Below are 22,603 nucleotides of genomic sequence, written 5' to 3' on the forward strand. Positions count from 1 at the left end.
TTGTCCTTTCCAAATAATTTTATTGTATTTGTTTCTCTTTTGAATTCTTTTACGGATTTTCACTGTTAACGGGCACAATGTGCTTCTATTCCCAATGATGTTCGAGATTCTATATGGATTTATTGCTGGAGTTGCTTTAAATTTCTTCACATACTGGCATATCCATTCCTTTGTACACAACCACAATCTTATGAAGCTGTGTAGTGCCGACTGCTCTTTTCACCGTATCAGTGTCAGCATAGCGGTTGGCTTGGGCAATAGCTTCCTGTCGCAGTTCTTCCACGCGGCTTTCGGGGTCTTTATACTTGGCATACTTCAGTTCCACAATGTAACTGTGCTTCATGTCAGAATAGATATCCAGTAGCGGACAGAGGAAAATGTCGACATAGCCTGCCTGTGTGTCCTGTTCGGAAATAGGACGGTAGAAACGGTTTTGTGCCGTCATGGCAAGCGTGAAGCCGTGGACAAAAAATTCGCCTTTCTGTTTGTCGCGCTGGGAAGTGTAGCGTTTCAGGCAGTCGGCAATATAACCGAAATAGGCTTTCCAGTCGCCATCGTAGGCAAGACCGCTGGCAAGTTCGTTTTTTTCGTAACTGCTGAAATTGAGTTCGGCTTCGTTGTAGGTACTTAGCAGATAAGTGTATATTTGTTCGCGGACTACCTGATTAGGAATGGTGAGTTTGGTCTTTCCTTTATACGTGCCGCTAATGGTGAGCATACCGAAATAGTAGAGCAGGCTCACAAAGTTGTCGGGATTGGTGATATTGACGGCAGGGAAACCTTTTTTCAGTTCTCCGGTGACGTAACCTTCGCTCACCAATGTTTGTATGATGGAGGCATCATGGGCAAACTCTTTGTCCTTCCGGATGAGCATACGTAATTTTTCGTAGTCGATACGGATATTGTCTTCTACCATATCCCGGGGGGCTTTGCCCCGTTGAATATAATTCTTGACGAAGTAGAGCACCATGTTGGAGTTGTACATAGTGGTTTCACCATAACATTCTTCCGCAAAGCAGTAGTTGTCATACCAGGGTTTCATTATTTCTATCAATTCGTCTACACTGTGGTTGAACGGACTGGTGGTGGAATAGTAAGTGAGCATTTGACGCACTTCTTCTTCCGTGAAACCTATCATCTCGTTGAATTCCGGTGTGAGCGAGTAGTTGGTTCCGATATTGAAACCGCTTGTGAGGTCGTCCATTGTCACAGGGCTTACGCCGGTGATGAAACACCGCTCGATGCTGGAGTAGGTTCCGGCTTTGATTTTATTGAAGAAGGCGCGCAGATAACCTTCGCCATGTGTTTCGTCCGTATAGCGGTGCAGGCTTTCTATGTCCGATAGGATGGCATTGGTGAAATGGTCGTATTCGTCAATAAAGAGGTAAATACGTTGGTTGGTCTTATTACATTCTGTGAACAGGTATTCAAATTGTTCGACAGCTCCTTCTTTTTTGTCGAGTTCTTCCTTGATGCCTTTGGGGAGATAGTCGGCGTAAATGTCACAGAAGTAGTCGAACATTGTTTGGCAATGCGCGTCCAGTCCCTTGCGGTAGTTGTGCAGTTCGCCTACTATGCCGGAGAAGTTGAGGTATAGTACCAGATAGCTGTTCCGGTCGCGCGTAGGGTACTTTCCGATGTAAAGGTCGCCAAACAGCGCTTCGAACTTATCCTTGGCAAGTATATCATAATAGTGCTGCAACATATTTATTGTGAGGCTTTTGCCGAAACGGCGCGGGCGGATGAAGAAGAAAAACTTGTCTGCCTCTTCTATCATGGGAATAAACCGGGTTTTGTCCACATAATAACAGTCGTCGCGGCGGATTACTGCGAAGTTCATCATGCCGTATGGGATACGTTTCCTGCGCGGTGCTATATATTCTTCCATAATTTATTCCTTTTTAAGAGTTCACTTTGAATACAGACAAAGGTAGGGTCTTTTTGTTACTTCTCCAAACAAACATTCCATAACTTCTTTGCACACTTCTATTTGGAGGAGCTTAATAGGAAAGCAAATATAAAACCATTTAAAACTAACGAGGTGTTTTTTTAATGGAAAATTGAGATGGGCTGTTTGGCCAGAGTTGAAGCGAATGGCGCGGTGCTTTTACCGCACCTTTTAAAGAAGCGGGTATTAAATATGCTTGAAGGATATGGCGGGTATCGGTCATCCGGGTATGTTAGGAGAATTGGTCAGGACTATCAAGGAGAAACATCCGGATGCTTTGGATGAATATCGGACGTAAATATCAGCATGACGAAGTCTTTTGTTATCTTTCTACCCCGTGGGGAGAATATGAAAAGATTCTGACCGGATTTACCGGAGGGGTTGTGGAGATATGTGCATAGCAAGGTGCTAATGTACATAAAGGAGATGTTATTGGTTATATTTTACGGAGTGATATTTTTGCGTACCTTTTATAAGAGTTAGGGTATAAGCGACACTTAATAAAGAATTTTAGGGGCTGTTTAACAAGTCTCTTTTTAACGATTTTGAGGGTGTGTCATAATGTCCAATTATAAAGATTTACCCCCTGCTACAGCTATCTGTGGCAGGGGCGTTTTTTCAATTCGGGAGTTTTGACACACTCCAGATTTCCAATTTTAGGGATTTGTTAGACAGTCCCTTTCTTTTGCGTATAAATTCAATGTAAAGACGATCATGAAAGTTCTTATTTGTTGTAACTGAATGGATATTTATTAGTAGTAGAATGGAATGTTTAATATGGAATGAGCGTTTTTTGTAAAAAATGCGATGATCAGAGCAAAAAAAGCGGACTTATTTTGTTCTTTCTATAATTAAGTACAATTGTTTGAATTTCACGATTGGACGGCCAAGGTAGCTGGAGGTGCTGTAACCGTTCGCTTTTGCCCAATCTACGACTTTGTTACGCTGCTTTTCCGGATAATAGATTGTAAGTAGTTTTTTCTCTATTTGCTTTCGCCATGATTCTGGTGAGCCTATGTTGTTAAGGTGGCTAATTGAGGCAATGCCAAGAGCGAGAGCAACGATACTATGGGTGAAGTCTCCACTTTCAGGTGTGGGCTCTATCTGTAAATTCTGTTTCACTCCATCTACGAGGCTCTTGATAGCAAGAATATCTTGGGTGAGGTTGAGTTCTGAGATGAAATCAACCTCTACTTTTGCTAATTGATGAAATAGATCTCCTTTCTCTGCGCCAAGTAGTTTTAAACCCCAATCAATTTGGAAACACAGAGATTCTACAGCTCTCTTTATACTGAGAGCATCTTTTTTCTTTGGATTTTTTTTGTATGCCATGACGAATAGAATGTTAAAATGAGTGTGCAAAAATAATGGTGAAGTATGCAGAAACGTTGCACACATAAAAAAAATTGCTATAAATTAATATATTTAGGTGGTATGCAGTTTTTTTTGCATACAAAAAAGTTAACTTTGTACTAAATAAGATTATGAATTCTACCCTATAAAACATGCTATCAAGATATCTAAAGTAGGAAAAACAATTAGATGAGATATACAAAAAGGGTTTAAGCAATTGAATAATAGAAAACAGTAATAATATTTTAAAAATCACGGAAGTTTAGAAAATGATAAGTAAAACCTTTAACCGCTATATTTGGTTGCTCAACACGCTGCTTCAGCATCGCAGATTAACTTTTGAGGAGATAAGCTGTCGATGGAAAGATAGTTGTCTCGGTGATGGTAGACCGCTTGCATTACGTACATTTCACATGCATAGAGAAGCTATTGCAGAACTTTTTGGTGTAGAGGTCGAATGTGATACATCCAGCTATGAGTATTATATTTCTTCTTCCAGTCAACTGAAAAATGACAAGACTCGTCAGTGGTTGCTTAACTCCTTCACTGTGTCTAACATGATAGAAGCAGGGCGCAACATGAAAGATCGAATTTTGTTTGAGGAAATTCCTGAAGGAACTGAATATCTCCAAACAGTCATAGATGCAATGCAACGAAAAAAGGAACTGAAGATTGATTATAAACCTTTCAATGGTCATCAATCAATATTTCACTTGCAGCCATACGCTATGAAAGTTTATCATCAGCGTTGGTATGTAGTCGGCTATCTCAAAGAGCAGGAGGGAATAAGGAATATTGCCCTTGATCGTATTTTGGAAATGGAATTGACAGATGACTCATTTATACTTCCCAATGATTTTGATGCAGAAGAATATTATACTCATACAGTTGGCATATTTGTCAATGACAAATTGAAGCCACAGAAAGTAGTTGTTCGGGTATTCGGTGTTCATGTAGAGTATATGCGTTCTCTGCCACTGCATTTCTCTCAACAAGAGATAAAAACAGAACACAAAGAGTACAGCGACTTTGAATACCAACTTTGCTTAACTCCAGAACTAACAAGTCAGTTACTTGCTATGGGTGAAAAGGTCGAAGTTATGGAACCACTAGGGCTGCGTGAAGAAATTAGAAAACGACTTTTTGCTGCCATAAATAGATATAAATAGGAAAATAATGGCGTGCAGAGTCTTAGCAGAGATCAATAATACATAGTTATAAACTCTAAATGAAGAAATTGAAAATGGTTAATAATTACACAATAAAAACAACCTATTACGATAGGAAAATGGATGAAAAGTTGCTAACCCAAATAAACGAGCGGTTTCCTTGGATCATCAGTTATGTTAAATCACATAATTGTTTAGATTTCCAGACTGGAAATGATCCTAAAACTAATCGTTCTTGGTTTTCTATATATAGAGGTACTGGACGTATACTAACCTTTCGTAGTCATTCGGGTAAAGTTAATGAAATATGTGATGTAGCCGAAGCTTACAAAGAATTAATGCAACCAGATTTTTTTAGAAATCCAACACCGGATCAGTTTGACACATATTTAGCGAAAATCGCTTCCATGGAAAAATTCAAAAGATACTATAATACAGATGATTACAATGAAGGATATTATCAGACATTAATAGGACGTCGTTATACGTTCGAAGTTAAAGATACCGATGATTTTATTCTTTTTGACAAGGAACTAGTTATCGGTTTTAAAACAAAAGGCATAAAAGATGAATGGAATAAGGAAATCGTAGACCAACAAACATTGAAAATTGAACAATTAAGAAAGACATACAATGGAACACTCCCTGAAAATATAAAACCTGAGTATGGTGAATTTGACTTCCTTGGTCTAAATACTAATGGAGATATATTGATAATGGAACTTAAACAAAATGATCCTGCTAAGACTGCATTGTCGCCCATTCAAACTTCATATTACTATCTACAGTTTCAAAAATTAGCTAGAGAAGATGATAAGTTGTACCAACGAATAAAAGCAATGATTGAGCAAAAAATAGATTATGGACTTATCGGTTCCTGCTACAAAAATAAAATACCATTAAAGCTTTCCGGAAAAATAATACCATGTGTAATTGTAGGAAAAGACGGTGGACTATCTGAAACAATTCGCGAAAGATATAGATTTATTCGTGATTTATTTTTGCCGGAAATGAAAGCATACACATGCACATCCGAGGTTGAGGGTACTCTCGTTACATCAAAAAACTTATAAACAGAATGAATCTTATTATTCATCGTGGGGCTGACCAGATAGGTGGTTGTATTACAGAAATATCGACAGAGAATTGTAAAATTCTTATAGACTTCGGTAGCAATCTTCCTGGTTGCAAAAAAGAAGAACTGACAGAAGAACAAGTAAAATCAATCATAGGAAATGCTGATGCCGTATTCTATACACATTATCATAGTGATCATGTTGGTTTGCACCATCTGATATCAACAAATGTCCTTCAATATGTAGGAGTAGGAGCAAAAGAAGTTATGCTCTGCAAATATGACGCTTTGAGGGGGCACGGAGATTACTCCAAACAGATTGAAGCGATAGAGCGTATGGAAACCTATTGTGCGGCAAAACGTATTGATGTCAGTAAGAAAGGGAAGATTTTCGTTACTCCGTATTTTGTTAGTCATTCTGCTTTTGATGCATATATGTTCTTGATAGAATGTGAGGGAAAGAAGATATTGCACACAGGAGATTTTCGCAGACATGGCTATATTGGCAAAGGTCTTTTTCCTACTTTGAAGAAGAATGTGGGAGAAGTTGACATACTTATAACAGAAGGAACAATGTTAGGAAGAAGTCAAGAATGTGTGATTTCAGAGAGCGAAATACAGAAGAATATTATAAAGGCATTGCGTGAACACAAGTATGTCTTTGCCTTGTGTTCGTCAACTGACCTTGACCGGCTTGCAACATTCCATGCGGCGTGTAAAAAGACTGGACGTATATTCTTAGTTGATGAGTATCAAAATAGGGTTCTTAATGTATTCACGAAATATGCAGGATGCAAATCTGATTTATTCCAGTTTAATGCTTTCAAGCTAATCAATTATAGAACTGTCAATGTTAGAAACAAGCTACAGAAGGAAGGGTTCTTAATGCCAATTCGAATGAGCAGTGGCTATTTGCTTAAGGGAATGCTCGATATATATAATGATGAAAAACCGTGGTTGATATATTCTATGTGGGGTGGCTATGCAAAAGAGGGTAAAGACTACACAAACAGCGATGTTATAAATATCCGTAATCTGTTTGGCGATAGAATATTAGATGGAACAATGGATGGTGTTCACACAAGTGGACACGCTGATGTTGAAACATTAAAAGAAGTCTGTCAAACTGTTCATCCTCGTATTGGAGTCATACCTATACATAAAGATGAGAACTCACGATATGATAGCATTAGTGGAATTTCTTCATACTTTATATTCGACGAAGGTGATGTTGACATACATGACATTCATATTTCTGTAAAATGAAAATACTTCAAATTTCTGATACGCATAATCAGCATCGGCAATTGACCGATCTTCCAGCTGCTGATGTCATTGTACACTGTGGCGATTTTACGGACAATGGTACAGAGGAAGAAGTGCTTAACTTTCTCAACTGGTTCATCGAATTACCCTATCCTCACAAAATCTTCATAACTGGTAATCATGACCTTTGCCTTTGGGAGGCTGAAGGCATTGAAGATTTGCCTAATAATGTATACTTCCTTCAAGATTGTGAATGTGAGATTGATGGTATTAAGTTCTTTGGTTTGGCATATAACCATTCTGAGACTTTGATACCAAATGATGTTGACGTGCTCATTACTCATGAACCTCCTATCATGATACTTGATGAATCAGCAGGAATTCACTGGGGAAATGCATTACTTCGAAACAAGGTTTATGAGGTAAAGCCACATTATCATTTGTTCGGTCATGCTCATGAAGGATATGGTACATTCAAGGATGAGCACATCATTTTCTCAAATGGGGCAATACTTGATGACCACTACAACTCTTGCTATAAACCTAAACTGATTATCTACAAATAGGTCGAAACTATAGTTTTTCCAATAGTTGTAAACTAAGAAAAGGTTGGCATATCAAAGATGGTATGCTGGTAGTAGAAAAGGCAGAAAGTGCCGAGTCTGGTAATGAGGGTACCCTTTTCGGACACCCTCTTCATAATGAATCTTTAATGATAGTGGTAATTAATGACAATTCATAGATAATAAAAAGAAATCCCCTGTCGGACTGGCCGGCAGGGGATTCTGTCATTAATCAAATTAAGCTCTCGCTATTGAAATCTAGCAATTTCTAGTCTTTTAATTTTGCGATGATGAAGTCGCGGTTCAAGCGGGCGATGTTGCTGATAGAAATATTCTTCGGACATTCAGCCTCACAAGCACGAGTGTTTGTACAGTTACCGAATCCCAGTTCGTCCATCTTTGACAACATAGCTTTTGCACGACGCAAAGCTTCCGGTTTACCCTGCGGCAGCAAGTTCAACTGGCTAACTTTTGCAGAAACGAACAACATAGCAGAACCATTCTTACATGCAGCTACACAAGCACCGCAACCGATACAAGAAGCAGCATCCATAGCTTCGTCAGCGATAGGCTTCGCGATCAGGATAGCGTTAGCATCCTGCGGAGCACCTGTGCGTACGCTTACATAACCACCAGCCTGCATAATCTTGTCGTATGCCGTACGGTCTACCATCAAGTCCTTGATAACCGGGAAACCGGCCGAACGCCAAGGCTCAACAGTGATGGTGTCACCATCGTTGAAACGACGCATATAGATTTGGCAAGTAGTAGCACCTGTTGCAGGACCGTGCGGGTGTCCGTTGATGTAAAGAGAACACATACCGCAGATACCTTCGCGGCAGTCATGGTCGAATACTACCGGTTCTTTTCTTTCGCTGATGAGCTGTTCGTTCAGAATATCCAGCATTTCGAGGAAGGAAGTATCACCGGGGATATCTTTCATTTGGTAGGTTTCAAAAGCACCTTTAGCTTTCGGACCAGCTTGGCGCCATACCTTCAGTGTAAATGATATATTTTTATCCATTTTCTTCTAATTCTTTTAAATGTTTAACTTCACCGATTAGCTCTTGTAGTTACGAGTCTGAACCTTGATAGCTTCGTATACCAGCGGTTCTTTGTACAATACCGGAGCCTTTTCATCGTCACCTTGATATTCCCAGCATGCTACATAGAAGAAGTTTTCGTCATCACGTTTTGCTTCTCCTTCTTCGGTCTGGTACTCTTCACGGAAGTGACCGCCACAACTTTCGTTACGGTTCAATGCGTCGTAAGCAACAAGCTCACCCATAGTGATGAAGTCGTACAGACGGATTGCTTTGTCAAGCTCTACGTTCATACCTTCCTTAGAACCGGGGATAAACAAGTTCGTTTCGAATTCCTTGCGGATTTCTTTCAGTGCGGCGATACCTTTCTTCAGGCCTTCTGCCGTACGTCCCATACCTACGTATTCCCACATGATATGACCCAGTTTCTTGTGGATAGAATCAACAGATTCTTTACCCTGGATGCTCATGAGCTTGTCGATCTTAGCTTGAATGGCTTTTTCAGCTTCAGCGAATTCAGGAAGATCGGTAGAAAAACGAGGAACGGTAATCTGGTCTGCCAGATAGTTCTGGATGGTGTAAGGCAATACGAAGTAACCGTCAGCCAAACCTTGCATCAATGCAGAAGCACCGAGGCGGTTTGCACCGTGGTCGGAGAAGTTACATTCGCCGATTGCGAACAGACCCTTGATAGTGGTTTGCAGTTCGTAGTCTACCCAGATACCACCCATTGTATAGTGGATAGCCGGATAAATCATCATCGGGTTATAATATTTCACACCACTGATTTCTTTAGCCAGTTCGCCCGGGTTAACGTCAGTGATTTCTTCGTACATATCGAAGAGGTTGCCATAACGTTGAAGAACAACGTCGATACCCAAACGGTTGATAGCTTCAGAGAAGTCGAGGAATACGGCCAAACCTGTGTTGTTTACACCAAAACCAGCGTCGCAACGTTCTTTTGCGGCACGGCTGGCAACGTCACGCGGAACCAGGTTACCGAATGCCGGATAGCGGCGTTCCAAGTAATAGTCGCGGTCTTCTTCCGGAATATCACTTCCTTTGATTTCGCCTTTCTGGAGTCTTACAGCGTCTTCTTTCTTCTTCGGAACCCAGATACGACCGTCGTTACGGAGAGATTCGGACATCAAAGTCAGCTTAGACTGCTTGTCGCCATGTACCGGAATACAAGTCGGGTGAATCTGAACGTATGCAGGATTTGCGAATACAGCACCCTTGCGGTAGCAAGAGATAGCAGCTGTACAGTTACAACCCATAGCGTTGGTCGACAAGAAGTAAGCGTTACCATAACCACCGGTAGCGATTACTACAGCGTGAGCGGCGAAACGTTCCAATTTGCCTGTTACAAGATTTTTTGCGATGATACCGCGGGCACGTCCGTCAACGATGACAACATCCTGCATTTCGTAGCGGGTGTACAGTTTTACTGTACCTACGTTTACCTGACGGCTCAATGCAGAGTAAGCACCCAGCAGCAACTGCTGACCAGTCTGACCTTTAGCATAGAAAGTACGGGATACTTGTGCGCCACCGAAAGAACGGTTGTCCAGTGTACCGCCATATTCGCGAGCGAAAGGAACACCTTGCGCTACACATTGGTCGATGATAGCGTTAGACACTTCAGCCAAACGATATACGTTTGCTTCACGGGCACGATAGTCGCCACCTTTTACAGTATCGTAGAACAGGCGGTAAACGGAGTCACCGTCATTCTGATAATTCTTCGCAGCATTGATACCACCTTGTGCAGCGATAGAGTGTGCACGACGGGGAGAATCCTGAATACAGAAATTGAATACTCTGAAACCCATTTCACCAAGTGAAGCAGCGGCAGAAGCACCTGCCAGACCCGTACCCACAACGATGATGTCCAAACGACGTTTATTAGCGGGGTTCACCAATTTCTGGTGAGCTTTATAGTTAGTCCATTTCTCAGCCACCGGGCCTTCTGGAATCTTTGAATCTATTTTAATCATAATATTATTTACAATTTAATCATTTACAATATCCTATTTAGCAAGCACCGCCACAAATCAGTGTTTTCACGAAGAATACCACTACTACGAGGGCGAAACCGAGTACAACAATCGTAGAATAGATGTTAGAAATACATTTCCAACGGTTGATCCATACTTTGTTGTTCCATCCCAGTGATTGCATGGAGCTCCAGAAACCGTGAGTCAGGTGGAACCACAGCGCAAACAGCCAAACGAGGTAAAGAACTACGTAAACCGGGCAGGAGAAAGTCTGCTGGATGTGATAAGCACCGTTAGCGGCATAAGCCAGCGTCAGCGTGTCAGCGTGCATGCCCATGTTGTGCATCAGTTCCGGCAACTGCATTTTTGCCCAGAAGTTGAAGAGGTGCAGGCCAAGACCTACGATTACGATAATACCTAACACTAACATGTTCTGAGAAGCCCATTCTACAGTTTTTGGTTTGTCAACCACTGCATAGCGTTCGCTACCACGCGCTTTGCGATTCTGCATTGTCAGCCAGAACGCATAGATGATGTGAATCACAAAAAGAGCAGCTAGTCCTGCGGTAGCTACCAATGCATACCAGTTTGCTCCCAGGAACTCACAAATCATGTTGTAACCATCAGCCGAGATGATTGCAACCAGGTTCATCGCCATGTGAAATGTTAGAAACAGGACAAGGGCGATACCGGTAACGCTCATCACCACTTTCCTTCCTACAGATGAATTACTTAACCACATAAATGATTGAATTTAAATTATTTAATTGTTAGAACTAAAATGTCGACGTTTTACACCTCTTACAGACTGCAAAAATAGGGGAAATAGATTGATTGAGCAAGGAATTAAAGAAATAATTCCTTAATCGGCGATCTTTCCGATTTTTCCACCGCTGGCTGCCTTCTTGCGCAGCGTGCGGGGAGTGTCGCCGAAAGAGTCTTTGACAGAACTTTTTAGCCGTGATAAATCGGTGATATCAGGGCATATAAGTAATGTGTCTAGGGAAGGGTGGGCTAGACAGAAGTTCAGTTGTTGCAAAAAATGCAACTGATTAAAGGATGCGCCATCAATCAGCAAGTCAAGATTGAACAACTGGATGACTTGAAGAGCACCGCGCGCCTTCTTTCTAACGTTTGGAAATGAAAAGGGGCAGTCATTCAAAAGTTCTATCAATACCATTCTGCCGATGTCGGCAAAATGAACGGCAATACACCTTCCTGGACACTTTTTTCATACTCTTTACTTTATTGCTGTATAGTATTTGCTTCATCCTCTTTTATCTCCGCCTTGCCATAATATCCTGGCATCGGCATATAAATCGGATTATAATGTGTATTGATATTTTTCAATTTCATTTCCTCTTTCAGCCGTTTGATGTGCCGTGCGGCAGTGGTGGGAGTAAAGCCGCAGAGCCTTTGGAAGTCGGAGCGGGTTAATATCGGGTTATTGCTGAAATAGTTAGCCAGCAACTTGTCTATTTCTTCGTTCGAGCGGGAAGCTGAATGGGGTTTCAGTTTGCTTCGTTCCAAGTGTACGACGCTGACTGACTTCTTCAGTTTGGCATCCGCCTTGAAGTTGATGTTGGCTTTGAGCTTAATTTGACTGGCTTTCAGTTTGGGCGAAGTGATAGGTTCTTTGCTGTTCAGTTTTATCTGAAAATAACCGATGCCGTCCAGATGGACGCTTTCTCCCTCTCGAAGCCGGTCACCCATAAAATGGCTAAGGGAATCGAGGACAGATTTCACGTCTCCTACGGTCAGCGAGGTGGCTATCTGGATTTCTTTTGCCAGATAGTCCGTGTCGATATGCTGGAAGTTGACTACGCGTGCGTGATAAGTCTCTTTGTTTTCCTCGTCCTTGGGATGAGGATTCTTGTACAATTCAAATTGTATGGCCATTGTTCTCTATTTAGTTTACCGTAAATACATTGTGTTTTGTTGTTGCAAAACAAATTAGTTATCGTTGGATATTAGTTAGAGAGGATTGTGTTATATAGCTGTTGTCTGTTATCAAGCGGCTTTATATAAGTTGTCCTGTCTTTATTCTTTGATTAAGACGTAGGGATAGTTCTGTTCCGGAGTCTTTATCATTAGTTTGTCACGGCCGTGGTGAGTACTTGCCATGGCTGTAGTAGCTTCTCGTCACGGCCGTGGTAGGAATTCGTCACGGCTATGGTAGATGAGCTATATCAGTAGCAAAGATAAACTATATGAGGGAGAAAAACAAAGTATTCCTGCATGTTTGAGGAATTTATTAGCCTTGTCCCGATTGACAGATACGGTGTAGGAAAGGAAAGTGTATCATAGCGGTGATAGGTGATAGATGAGGTGATAGGTCAAAAAACAACCTATCACCGTCGGAAACCTCGATGAACAAAGCGCTTGACTGCCGTCGGTGATAGGTGAAAGAGAAATGTGAGTTTTTTAATATGAGGGGGAAGAGAGTGGGTGAATATCAGGGCTGGTGTGCTTTCAACTTCTTCTGATACTCGTCCGAATTCAATATCTCCAATGCCTTTTGCACACTTTCATTTGTCGTATTCATCACCCGGAAATATTCGTTCATATCCCAAAGGTCACGGGCAATCAAAGCTTTGAGTTGCGTCTTGATGAGTGGGAGCGACTTCTGATATTGTTCTTCATTAAATTTCACTCCTTCTTTCTCTCCTATTTCTTTTAAAGTGGCGAGCATATCATCATCAACGACGAACTTCTCATCAAACGATTCGAATTTCTTGTATTTGTTTTTCAACTCCTTCCGGTGCCCTTCGATAAACTGCATGGTGAATTTAATCACAGCTCCTTTAGCTACCAGATTACGGTGATAATCCGTATAAAGAGTAGTGTCGATAGGTACGAAATAATCCGGCATGATACCCCCTCCGCCATAAACGGTACGTCCTAGTTTCTTGGTTGGTACTTTCAGCGAATCCGGGAAGTGGATGCTGTCAGCATTCATCAGCTCACCGTGATTGAAACGTTCTATCAGATCTTTGTTGTAATCTGTCGAACTGTCGTAAGGCTTTTGGATGCAGCGACCTGCAGGAGTGTAATAGCGTGCAATAGTCAAACGAATCATGGAACCGTCCGGCAGGTCGATAGGACGTTGTACCAGTCCTTTGCCGAAAGAGCGGCGTCCTACGATAATTCCTCGATCCCAATCCTGTACTGCGCCGCTGACAATTTCGCTGGCAGAGGCTGTATATTCGTCTACCAGGATGATAAGGCGTCCATTGCGGAAATCCCCATTTCCTTTGGCGTAGAAATCACTGCGTTTGGCAGTCCGTCCTTCCGTGTAGACAATCAGTTCCTTTTGTCCCAGGAATTCGTTGGCAAGGTCGATAGCCGCGTTCAGGTAACCTCCACCGTTTCCTTGCAGGTCGAGAATCAGGTCCTTCATGCCTTGTTTCTGAAGGCTTGTCATTGCTTTCTTGAATTCCTCGGCAGTAGTTGCTCCAAAACGGTTGATGCGGATATAACCTGTCTTTGGCTGGATCATATAAGAAGCATCGAGACTAAGGATAGGTATTTTATCTCTTTTCACAGTGAACAATAAAGGATCCTGTACGCCACGACGAACAATCGTCAGGTTGACTTTGGAGCCTTTCGGGCCGCGAAGACGTTTCATTATATCTTCCGTACTCATCTTTACTCCGGCAATGGCGCTGTCATTGACCGCGATGATACGGTCGCCGGCAAGGATGCCGACTTTCTCGGAAGGGCCGTTGCTGACAGGTTGTACCACAAGCAAGGTATCCTCAATCATCTGGAACTGCACGCCGATACCCTCGAAATTGCCTTGGAGGGGTTCGTTCATTTTCTTCACTTCCTCTGCATCCGAGTAGGTGGAGTGCGGGTCGAGTTGTGCCAGCATTTTGATAATGGCTTCTTCTACCAACTTGTTCTCATCTACTTTATCTACATAGAAGTTGGAGATGGCAAACTCTGCCATTTGCAGTTTGCGCATGGCAGCCGAACCGAAATTCTGAGCCTGTACGGCTGATGCTGTCCACAGGCAGGCCAAAAGGACGTATATTTTAATCTTACTCATAATCTTACTTTACTCCATTCTCAACTGATCCTCATTCCTTTGGGAATAAACTGGCTGATATCTTTATTATAAGTCAATAACTCGCGTACAATCGTAGAGCTGACACAAGTCAGTTCAGGCTCTGTGAAGAGCAGGATGGTTTCAATGCCTGCCAGTTTGCGGTTGATGTCCGCAATCGTTTCTTCATACTCGAAATCTTTCACCGTACGGATACCGCGTATAATGAACTTGGCTCCTATTTCCTGCGCAAAATCAATGGTCAGACAGTTGTAAGACATCACTTGAATACGAGGTTCATCTTTATAAAGTTCTCGAATCATTTCTTCCCTTTTCTCAATGGGAAAGTATGTATTCTTGTTCTCGTTGATACCGATTCCTATCACGATTTCGTCCATAAAGGTAAGTGCACGTTCCACTACCGAATAATGTCCGATGGTGAATGGGTCAAAGGTGCCCGGGAATATTGCTTTTCTCATGATGCCAAGTCTTCTTCTATAACTAGATTGTCTATGATAAAGTTCTGTCGTTCCATGGTGTTTTTACCCATGTAGAACTCAAGTAGTTCTTTCACTGCGTCTGTTTTTCGCAAAGAAACTTGCTCCAGACGCATGTCTTTACCGATGAAATGCTTGAACTCGTCCGGTGAGATTTCTCCTAAACCTTTAAATCGCGTGATTTCCGGATTCGGGCTTAGTTCGTTTATTGCGTTAACGCGCTCGTCTTCACTGTAGCAGTAGATTGTTTTCTTCTTATTGCGTACACGGAACAAAGGCGTTTGCAGGATATATACGTGGCCTTTTTTTATAAGGTCAGGGAAGAATTGCAGGAAGAAGGTAATCAGTAGCAGGCGGATATGCATGCCATCCACATCGGCATCGGTTGCTACGATAACCTTGTTGTAGCGCAGACCGTCCAACCCGTCTTCAATATTCAAGGCTGCCTGAAGCAGATTAAATTCTTCGTTTTCGTAAACCACTTTCTTGGTTAATCCGAAAGAGTTCAGCGGCTTACCGCGAAGACTGAACACTGCCTGCGTGTTCACATCACGGCTTTTGGTGATGGAACCACTTGCAGAGTCTCCCTCGGTGATAAAGATGCAGGAGTCTTCTTCCAATCCTTTCCCTTTCGGGTCGTTGAGGTGAATACGGCAGTCGCGTAATTTACGGTTGTGCAGGTTCGCTTTCTTTGCACGCTCACGGGCCAATTTGGTAACCCCTGCGATGGCTTTGCGTTCTTTTTCCGATTCTTGAATTTTTTGTTGTATTACTTCGGCTATATCCGCGTTCTTGTGCAGAAAGTTATCCACTTCCTGTTTGATGAAATCACCTACATACTTGTTGACGGTCACTCCGCCGGGAAGCATATTGGTAGAACCCAGTTTGGTCTTGGTCTGGCTCTCGAAGATAGGTTCTTCCACATTGACGGCAATGGCAGCAACCAGTCCGTTACGGATATCGGTATAATCCATGTTTTTGTTGAAGAATTCCTTGATAGTACGGGCGATGTGTTCTTTGAAAGCACTCTGATGCGTACCTCCCTGCGTGGTATGCTGACCGTTGACAAAGGAGTAATATTCTTCCCCGTATTGTCCGGTATGAGTGAAGGCTATTTCGATGTCTTCCCCTTTCAGGTGGATAATCGGGTAAAGTCCGGTTGCCGTCATGTTGTCGTTCAAAAGGTCTACCAGACCATTGCGCGACAGGATACGGTGTCCGTTATAGATAATGGCAAGCCCTGTATTGAGGTACGTGTAATTACGTAGCATTGTCTCAATAAATTCAGGCTTGAAACAGTAATTCAGGAATAATGTATTGTCCGGTTCGAAGAAGATGTAAGTTCCGTTTTCCTCTTCGGTATCTTGCGTATTGTCACTCAGCAGGGTTCCTTTGGAGAAAGTGGCGGTACGTACTTTACCGTCGCGGTAACTGCGCACCTCGAAACGGGAGCTCAAGGCATTGACGGCTTTCACACCCACGCCGTTCAACCCGACACTTTTCTTAAATGCCTTGCTGTCGTACTTACCACCAGTGTTCAACATGCTGACGGCTTCGATGAGTTTTCCCTGTGGGATGCCTCGTCCGTAGTCGCGTACGCTGATACGAAGGTTTTCTTCAACGGTAATCTCGATTTTCTTACCGGCTTGCATTTTGAACTCATCAATACTGTTGTCAATTACTTCTTTCAGGAGGACATAGATTCCGTCTTCGGCATGTGCACCGTCGCCCAGCCTTCCGATATACATACCGGGGCGTGTGCGTACATGTTCCATGTCACTTAGGTGACGGATGTTGTCGTCAGTGTACTCTACTGCATGGTTGTTGTCTACAGGTATCAATTCGTTCTCTTCCATAGCTGTTTCTTTATTTTATCTCTTTGATGAACGCACGGCGGCGCTTATGTTGTTGAGTCTCAAAGTAATCCCATTGTGCCTGAACTTTTCCGTTCAGTTCCAGTTCGGGGTTGCTTTCCGCAAAGATAAAACCTAATTTTTGATAAACCGGAATTAAATCGGAAAATAACAAAGCGTTAACACCTTTGTTTTGATATTCCGGTTTCACTGCAACGAGTAGCAGATCAAGCATTTTGGCACGGCGTTTCATGAACAGTGCCTTTAACAGATAGAACCATCCGAATGGTAACAGGCGCCCGTGCGATTTCTGTAAAGCCTCGGCGAGAGATGGCATGGAAATGCCTACGCAGACCAGTTCGTCATTGGCATCAGTAATCAGTGTAACCATCCGTAAGTCAAGGATCGGCAGATACATTTTCACGTATTGGTCGATTTGCCGCTGTGTCAACGGAGAATAGCCGTAAAGAGGACTATATGCTTCATTCATCAGCTCGAAAATCTTCTGTCCGTAGTCTTTGGCTATTTTTTTTGCGGAAGTATATTTCTTTATCTTGAGGTTATATTTTCGTTGGATCAGTTCGGAGATACGTTTATGTTTGTCGGGGATGGCATCCGGTATGTAGATTTTGTATTCCACCCAGTCGGCATCTTTCTCGAAGCCTAACTTTTCCATGTGTACAGGATAGTATGGGTAGTTGTAGATAGTAGCCATGGTGCTAAGTTGGTCGAATCCTTCAACTAACATTCCTTCCGCATCGAAATCAGTAAATCCGAGAGGACCGGCAATGTGAGTCATGCCTCGTTCTTTTCCCCAATCTTCCACTGTTTTGATGAGTGCGGATGATACTTCGGGATCGTCAATGAAGTCTATCCATCCGAAACGGACGTTCTTGCAGTCCCATTTCTCATTGGCACGGTTGTTGATGATAGCGGCTACGCGCCCTACGATTTTATCGTCCCGATATGCCAGGAAATAATCTGCTTCACAGAACTCGAATGCCGCGTTTTTCTTTTTGTTGAACGTATTGAGCATATCGTCATAGAGGTCGGGCACGGAATAGGGATTATCCTTATACATCCTATAATTGAAACGGATAAATTTCTTCAGCTCGCTCTTTGTGGTGACTTTCTTGATTGTAATAGCCATATCTCGTATTTATGATTTGAGGGAACAAAGATACGTGATAATCTTCAAATTACAACGCTGAGGGTGGTAAAAACTGTATGAGATGAATAGAGGGGCGGGTCTACTTCGATGCAAAGCAATATACGTTTCCTGCAAAGTCGCAAACAATCATCCGGTTACCGGATACGGCTACGGTGGAGAATACGGGTACTCCGAGATTATATTTCTCTTTTATGATTCCCGTTGCCTGGTCGATAGCGTACAGATAACCATCGGAAGCTCCGATGTAGACAACTCCTTGTGACGCTACGGGGCTTGTTTCCACTCCGGCTTGCGGGGTGCTGGAGTAAGGGGCGGTGTAGACGAGTGAAGGTGATGTCTCTGCTTTCCATTTATTGAAAAGTGTGGATTTGTCCAGTGCGAACACTCCGCGGTCGGCGGTGCCAAAGACAATCTCCTGTTCGGTGACGAGCGGGGTGGATGTAACGTCCAGATTGGCCGATAGTTCTTTTTGTTGACCGTATAATCCGCCCCATTGTGTCCCGCTGATTAATACATTTCCGGCAATGGTCAGTGTGGTAGTAGCGCCTTCCCGTTGTTTCCAGTCTTTGTTGGTCCATATTGTTTGTCCTGTTTTTAAATCATAGGCGGATAGCCCGGTGCCGATTCCGGCATAGGCTATGCCTTTATCTACGGTTACTCCTTCAGTCAGATAGGGATAACCATTCAAGTTAATATATCGTCTCCAGAGTAACTTCCCTGATTCTGCGTCTAAGGCATAGAGGTTGCAAGCGGCATCCTGGGCTATTACAATTCCATTTTCATAGGCTATTGTGTTCGTCGTTGAAGAATGAGCTTACTGTAAGATGCAGTCTTTTCCCGTTTTCATTCGTCGGTATTTGAATGTTTCCATTCCAGTTCCAGTCGGTGAGAGAGGTAAGGTTGCCTTTTGCTATTTCTTGGTTGTTTTCCGCGTCGCTTAGGACATAAGAAACGTGTGATGTTTTTGCCTGCGAATGATATGTGTTGACGGATACGGGAAGCTGGTTTTCGCCAGTAGAAGCGGCAGTCTGATTGTCCATCGGAGAGACGATGGCAATTTGCGGTTCGATAAAAGCGTATCTCAGTTCTGTACTGATGTTATTATTGGCATCTACCTTAATAGCACGGAAAGAAGAGGGTGTATGGTCAATGCCGCCTTTGTCTAACGTTCCGGTGCAGATTGTGTAAATTCCATTCTGGTTGCGGACGTAGTTGTAGTGCATATGCCCGTATATTTGGGCCTTTGTATTGAAAGCACGCAGGTCGAGTATATGTTCGTTATCGGCTTTGAATACGAAAGTGTCGCTTGCAGTGAACAGGTCATGGTTGAAAAGAATCAGCGCTTGTCCTTCTTTCATCAGGGCGAGGTCATTTTTCAGCCAGTTATATACGTCTTTCAGAGTATAGTCAGTCGGGTTGTCTCCGTGGTCGATGGGGGTGACTACGTAATGGATATTGCCGACATCAAATGAATACCATGTCGGGCCGTAGAGAGACTCGTAAAGCTCTTCGCCATACTTACCTTTCACCAGGTCGTGATTGCCGATGCAATAATAAACGGGGCAGTCCATTGTTTGTGCGTTTACTACACGGTTGTGCATGGTCAGTCCCGCTTCGTAACAGATGTCTCCGGTATGAATTAGGAATGCAGGTTTCTCGTTCTTTATATATTGCTGAAGGTCTGTCACCCAGCGTCCCATTCCACTGGTTACTTCGGTATCGGTGATTTGAACGAAAGAGTGCTCTTTCGATTTAGTCCGTTCACTTTCAGTCAGCAGGAAATCATAGCTTTTCCTGTTTTCTGTTACGGGCAGGTAGAAATGCTGTGTTTCGTATCCGGCAGGGGTTGTAATAGTGATGAATCGTGTTTTTTCGAATCCGGGTAAAGAGAACCGACCTTTCTTATCTGTCTTTGCTACGTTCAATCCGTCTGTTACCATAACTCCTGCCAGCGGCTTGTCGCCTTTATTGAATATGTCCGATTGGTCAGTGTCGATATAGACCGTTCCTTTGAATTGGGCGCTTAGTGGTAGATATAGTAAAAATAAGATTAGTATGACAGATAGTCTTTTCATGGTCAGTTCTCCGTTTTTTTAGTGTGTTAAGCTAATTATTTCTTTTTATTTCAGTTGTTTCATTTCTTCATTGTAGCGTGCTTCTTCTTTGTATAAAGGCTTGTACCATGTCTTTCTTAATATGAGTGTAGTAACCAGCAACAGGGCGATAGAACTCCAGAGTCCCAATTGTTCACGGACAACGAGATACATCGGAATGATAGTAAGCGTACATTGCCAAACGATGCCGATTGCCACGTTGAAAGCGTCTCTTTTAAAGTTTCTATTCGGCTGGATATGGGGGTAACGAACCAATGCTTTTTCTTCGACTGGCTTCCACCAACCCCACGGACGTACACGGGTGTAGAAGTTGATAAGTGTTTCTTCGTCAGTCGGGGGTGCGCTGTAAGTTCCTGCAATACATCCTATCAGGGAGACACCGAACAAAACGGGGAAGAAATGCAACACCCATGCATCGGGAACAGTGAATGGCTGCTGAAGCGGCATCTTTCAATACTTCAATAGAAGTAATGTCGTTAGGGTCTACCATACTGATGTCGCCGAATGCCCCATCTATAATATATAGAGGATCGTTGTTGGATAACGAACTGATACCACGCACATTAATGGTCATTAAATATGAGATAATCTCTTTTAATATAATACTGAACCGCTATTAATTACCGAATTTGTTTTCAATTACTGATTCGCATAAGTATAACATGAACTTTTGATTCATAAATTTCATCAGTTCCACCTTATGTCTGAAATATCAATGAATAAGGAGATAGCGGGTGAATGCATAGAAAAAATCAAGATGAAATCTTCTGCTATTTCTTTCGCCTTTCAAATTTATTTATATCAATAGTAACATATAGTTGCACAGATCGCTGTACATATAGAGCCACCTTGCTAGATATATAGATTCAATGTGGTAAGTATATAGATACAAGGTATTGAATATATAGATACACCAGCTCAAGCGTTAGTAGATGAAGCTCAATGTGTTAATATCTTACATCCAGGCTGTTAATACTTGATGGGTTGTCTGTTAATACCTGACAGCAGATTTGCTATAAGCATTTTTTCATTTGCTATAATCATATCCGGATTAGCTATAATGATATTGTTTTTAGCTCAAGGGGGGATTTGAAAAGGCAAGGTGAAACCGAGAATGTTCTGTTTTATCAGAATTTTTCACCCGCTATCTCCTTATTTATCGGCATCTCGACAATCAGATGAAATCGATGGACAGCAATGATTTTATAGTGGCATTTATGATACTTTATAGATTAAGAAAGAGATGAGTTACGCAGTATTTCGCTATCGGATGATTTAGGACTAAACAGTTTAGTTTATCCTCATATCAGTTTAAACAAATTCATCTCTACATAGTTATTTATCCTAATTATTTATCCTAAAACAAACATTGAAAGATTTATTTTCTTAAATTTGTGCTAAAACCAAATAGCAATGAAAGAAAAAGGAAGTAGTATGGAACAAGTGGACAGATATATTCGTTTTGACTGGGCAATCAAGAGACTGCTTCGTCAAAAAGCTAATTTCGGTGTATTGGAAGGTTTTCTCACGGTATTTCTTGGTGAAGAGGTGAAAATCATTGAGATTCTGGAAAGTGAAAGTAATCAGCAGACAGCCGATGATAAGTTTAATCGCGTAGATATCAAAGCCAAAAATGATAAAAATGAGATTATCATCATTGAGGTGCAGAACACTCGTGAATTGTATTATCTGGAGCGTATCCTCTATGGAGTGGCGAAAGCCATCACGGAGCATATTTCTCTTGGTGAACGTTATTATGAGGTGAAGAAGATTTATTCAATCAGTATCTTATACTTCGATATTGGTAAAGGGGATGACTACTTATACCATGGTCAGAACAACTTCATCGGAGTACATACGAATGATCGTCTTGAAGTGACTACCAAAGAGAAAGACGCATTGGTACATAAGCTTCCTGCCGAAATCTTTCCTGAGTATTTTCTGATTCGGGTGAATGAATTTAATAAGGTGGCGGTCACTCCTTTGGAAGAATGGGTAGAGTATCTGAAAACAGGCTGCATCCGTCCTGATACAAAAGCTCCGGGGTTGAAGGAAGCCCGTGAGAAATTGGTGTATTATAATATGTCCAAAGCGGAGCGGCAGGCTTATGATGAACATTTGAGCGCTATCATGATACAGAATGATGTGTTGGATGGGGCGAAATTGGAAGGTCGTATGGAAGGTCGTATGGAAGGTCGTATGGAAGGTCGTGCAGAAGGTCGTGCAGAAGGTCGTGCAGAAGGTCGTGCAGAAGGACTTGCAGAAGGTCGTATGGAAGTTGCCCGTAACATGAAAAAGTTGGGAGTTCCTGTCGAGATTATCATGCAAAGTACTGGATTATCAGAAAAGGATATAGAGTAAACATTTGCTATAACGACTATATTTTAGCAATAATCTTTCAGTATATTGAAAGATTATTGCTATTTTTGGTAACCATTCTATTTTCCGCCTTGACACGCATCGCAACCCAGCATATCTTTGCGGCATAACCAATTACTAACAAAGA

At 42.2% G+C, this 22,603-nt stretch carries 15 protein-coding genes and 5 pseudogenes; 6 read left to right on the forward strand and 14 right to left on the reverse strand.

Annotation, left to right across the window (positions count from 1 at the left end):
• Window positions 1-136: 136 nt before the first annotated feature.
• Window positions 137-1,888 (reverse strand): AAA family ATPase, encoded by a 1,752-nt coding sequence (locus NSB03_RS08760; protein ID WP_121765872.1) that lies wholly within the window; start codon window positions 1,886-1,888, stop codon window positions 137-139.
• A 347-nt stretch (window positions 1,889-2,235) separates the two neighbouring features.
• On the opposite strand from NSB03_RS08760, the pseudogene NSB03_RS08765 reads away from it, so the two are divergent.
• Window positions 2,236-2,424: pseudogene (locus NSB03_RS08765) on the forward strand (oxaloacetate decarboxylase); the annotation flags it as partial.
• A gap of 355 nt (window positions 2,425-2,779) precedes the next feature.
• Here the strand turns inward: NSB03_RS08765 and NSB03_RS08770 are convergent.
• Entirely contained in the window at window positions 2,780-3,280 is a 501-nt protein-coding gene (locus tag NSB03_RS08770) for a hypothetical protein (protein ID WP_024986766.1), read from the reverse strand.
• A 290-nt stretch (window positions 3,281-3,570) separates the two neighbouring features.
• Between NSB03_RS08770 and NSB03_RS08775 the strand changes: the two genes are divergently transcribed.
• Genes NSB03_RS08775 through NSB03_RS08790 form a run of 4 tightly spaced genes read left to right on the forward strand, consistent with a single transcriptional unit; the run spans window position 3,571 to window position 7,377 of the window.
• Window positions 3,571-4,470: a helix-turn-helix transcriptional regulator gene (locus NSB03_RS08775; RefSeq protein WP_024986767.1), complete on the forward strand. Its 900-nt coding sequence runs from the start codon at window positions 3,571-3,573 to the stop codon at window positions 4,468-4,470.
• A 59-nt stretch (window positions 4,471-4,529) separates the two neighbouring features.
• Window positions 4,530-5,543 (forward strand): hypothetical protein, encoded by a 1,014-nt coding sequence (locus tag NSB03_RS08780; RefSeq protein WP_128824275.1) that lies wholly within the window; start codon window positions 4,530-4,532, stop codon window positions 5,541-5,543.
• Between the two features lie 5 nt (window positions 5,544-5,548).
• Window positions 5,549-6,811 carry an MBL fold metallo-hydrolase gene (locus NSB03_RS08785; protein ID WP_024986768.1) on the forward strand — a complete coding sequence of 421 codons (1,263 nt, stop codon included), beginning with the start codon at window positions 5,549-5,551 and terminating at the stop codon, window positions 6,809-6,811.
• The gene (locus tag NSB03_RS08790) at window positions 6,808-7,377 is read left to right on the forward strand and encodes a metallophosphatase domain-containing protein (protein ID WP_024986769.1); all 570 of its coding nucleotides are present in this window, start codon (window positions 6,808-6,810) and stop codon (window positions 7,375-7,377) included. Before NSB03_RS08785 ends, NSB03_RS08790 begins: the two co-directional genes overlap by 4 nt.
• Before the next feature lie 265 nt (window positions 7,378-7,642).
• Here NSB03_RS08790 and NSB03_RS08795 read toward each other — a convergent pair whose 3' ends face one another.
• The 12 genes and pseudogenes from NSB03_RS08795 to NSB03_RS08850 all read right to left on the reverse strand — a co-directional run.
• Window positions 7,643-8,398 carry a succinate dehydrogenase/fumarate reductase iron-sulfur subunit gene (locus NSB03_RS08795; RefSeq protein WP_004298485.1) on the reverse strand — a complete coding sequence of 252 codons (756 nt, stop codon included), beginning with the start codon at window positions 8,396-8,398 and terminating at the stop codon, window positions 7,643-7,645.
• Between the two features lie 36 nt (window positions 8,399-8,434).
• On the reverse strand, window positions 8,435-10,414 hold the full coding sequence (locus NSB03_RS08800) for a fumarate reductase/succinate dehydrogenase flavoprotein subunit (protein WP_024986770.1): 1,980 nt from the start codon (window positions 10,412-10,414) through the stop codon (window positions 8,435-8,437).
• Window positions 10,415-10,451: 37 nt separating this feature from the next.
• Entirely contained in the window at window positions 10,452-11,156 is a 705-nt protein-coding gene (locus NSB03_RS08805; RefSeq protein ID WP_024986771.1) for a fumarate reductase, read from the reverse strand.
• 120 nt (window positions 11,157-11,276) lie between these two features.
• A pseudogene (locus NSB03_RS08810) lies at window positions 11,277-11,360 on the reverse strand (AraC family transcriptional regulator); the annotation flags it as partial.
• A gap of 299 nt (window positions 11,361-11,659) precedes the next feature.
• The gene (locus NSB03_RS08815) at window positions 11,660-12,313 is read right to left on the reverse strand and encodes an HU family DNA-binding protein (protein ID WP_024986773.1); all 654 of its coding nucleotides are present in this window, start codon (window positions 12,311-12,313) and stop codon (window positions 11,660-11,662) included.
• Between the two features lie 556 nt (window positions 12,314-12,869).
• On the reverse strand, window positions 12,870-14,465 hold the full coding sequence (locus tag NSB03_RS08820) for a S41 family peptidase (protein WP_257466337.1): 1,596 nt from the start codon (window positions 14,463-14,465) through the stop codon (window positions 12,870-12,872).
• 20 nt (window positions 14,466-14,485) lie between these two features.
• The gene (gene coaD, locus NSB03_RS08825) at window positions 14,486-14,941 is read right to left on the reverse strand and encodes a pantetheine-phosphate adenylyltransferase (RefSeq protein ID WP_024986775.1); all 456 of its coding nucleotides are present in this window, start codon (window positions 14,939-14,941) and stop codon (window positions 14,486-14,488) included.
• Window positions 14,938-16,815 (reverse strand): DNA topoisomerase IV subunit B, encoded by a 1,878-nt coding sequence (locus NSB03_RS08830; RefSeq protein WP_024986776.1) that lies wholly within the window; start codon window positions 16,813-16,815, stop codon window positions 14,938-14,940. The genes coaD and NSB03_RS08830 overlap by 4 nt, the downstream gene beginning before the upstream one ends.
• A 10-nt stretch (window positions 16,816-16,825) precedes the next feature.
• Window positions 16,826-17,962, reverse strand: coding sequence for a GNAT family N-acetyltransferase (locus tag NSB03_RS08835; protein WP_172504248.1), 1,137 nt, complete (start codon window positions 17,960-17,962; stop codon window positions 16,826-16,828).
• A 100-nt stretch (window positions 17,963-18,062) separates the two neighbouring features.
• Window positions 18,063-20,058: pseudogene (locus NSB03_RS08840) on the reverse strand (outer membrane protein assembly factor BamB family protein).
• Window positions 20,059-20,103: 45 nt separating this feature from the next.
• Window positions 20,104-20,526: pseudogene (locus NSB03_RS08845) on the reverse strand (sodium:solute symporter); the annotation flags it as partial.
• A pseudogene (locus NSB03_RS08850) lies at window positions 20,504-20,671 on the reverse strand (TonB-dependent receptor plug domain-containing protein); the annotation flags it as partial. The pseudogenes NSB03_RS08850 and NSB03_RS08845, both read right to left, overlap by 23 nt.
• A gap of 860 nt (window positions 20,672-21,531) precedes the next feature.
• Here NSB03_RS08850 and NSB03_RS08855 point away from each other — a divergent pair.
• Window positions 21,532-22,458 (forward strand): Rpn family recombination-promoting nuclease/putative transposase, encoded by a 927-nt coding sequence (locus NSB03_RS08855; RefSeq protein ID WP_024986778.1) that lies wholly within the window; start codon window positions 21,532-21,534, stop codon window positions 22,456-22,458.
• The last annotated feature ends 145 nt before the right edge of the window (window positions 22,459-22,603 follow it).

Origin of the sequence: Bacteroides acidifaciens (genome assembly GCF_024623065.1) — a bacterium.
Taxonomy (GTDB): Bacteria; Bacteroidota; Bacteroidia; order Bacteroidales; family Bacteroidaceae; genus Bacteroides; species Bacteroides acidifaciens.

Coding starts and splice junctions, on each gene's coding strand:
- NSB03_RS08760 (WP_121765872.1), bottom strand. CDS start 1,888: ATGGAAGAATATATAGCACCGCGCAGGAAACGTATCCCATACGGCATG.
- NSB03_RS08770 (WP_024986766.1), bottom strand. CDS start 3,280: ATGGCATACAAAAAAAATCCAAAGAAAAAAGATGCTCTCAGTATAAAG.
- NSB03_RS08775 (WP_024986767.1), top strand. CDS start 3,571: ATGATAAGTAAAACCTTTAACCGCTATATTTGGTTGCTCAACACGCTG.
- NSB03_RS08780 (WP_128824275.1), top strand. CDS start 4,530: ATGAAGAAATTGAAAATGGTTAATAATTACACAATAAAAACAACCTAT.
- NSB03_RS08785 (WP_024986768.1), top strand. CDS start 5,549: ATGAATCTTATTATTCATCGTGGGGCTGACCAGATAGGTGGTTGTATT.
- NSB03_RS08790 (WP_024986769.1), top strand. CDS start 6,808: ATGAAAATACTTCAAATTTCTGATACGCATAATCAGCATCGGCAATTG.
- NSB03_RS08795 (WP_004298485.1), bottom strand. CDS start 8,398: ATGGATAAAAATATATCATTTACACTGAAGGTATGGCGCCAAGCTGGT.
- NSB03_RS08800 (WP_024986770.1), bottom strand. CDS start 10,414: ATGATTAAAATAGATTCAAAGATTCCAGAAGGCCCGGTGGCTGAGAAA.
- NSB03_RS08805 (WP_024986771.1), bottom strand. CDS start 11,156: ATGTGGTTAAGTAATTCATCTGTAGGAAGGAAAGTGGTGATGAGCGTT.
- NSB03_RS08815 (WP_024986773.1), bottom strand. CDS start 12,313: ATGGCCATACAATTTGAATTGTACAAGAATCCTCATCCCAAGGACGAG.
- NSB03_RS08820 (WP_257466337.1), bottom strand. CDS start 14,465: ATGAGTAAGATTAAAATATACGTCCTTTTGGCCTGCCTGTGGACAGCA.
- coaD (WP_024986775.1), bottom strand. CDS start 14,941: ATGAGAAAAGCAATATTCCCGGGCACCTTTGACCCATTCACCATCGGA.
- NSB03_RS08830 (WP_024986776.1), bottom strand. CDS start 16,815: ATGGAAGAGAACGAATTGATACCTGTAGACAACAACCATGCAGTAGAG.
- NSB03_RS08835 (WP_172504248.1), bottom strand. CDS start 17,962: ATGGCTATTACAATCAAGAAAGTCACCACAAAGAGCGAGCTGAAGAAA.
- NSB03_RS08855 (WP_024986778.1), top strand. CDS start 21,532: ATGGAACAAGTGGACAGATATATTCGTTTTGACTGGGCAATCAAGAGA.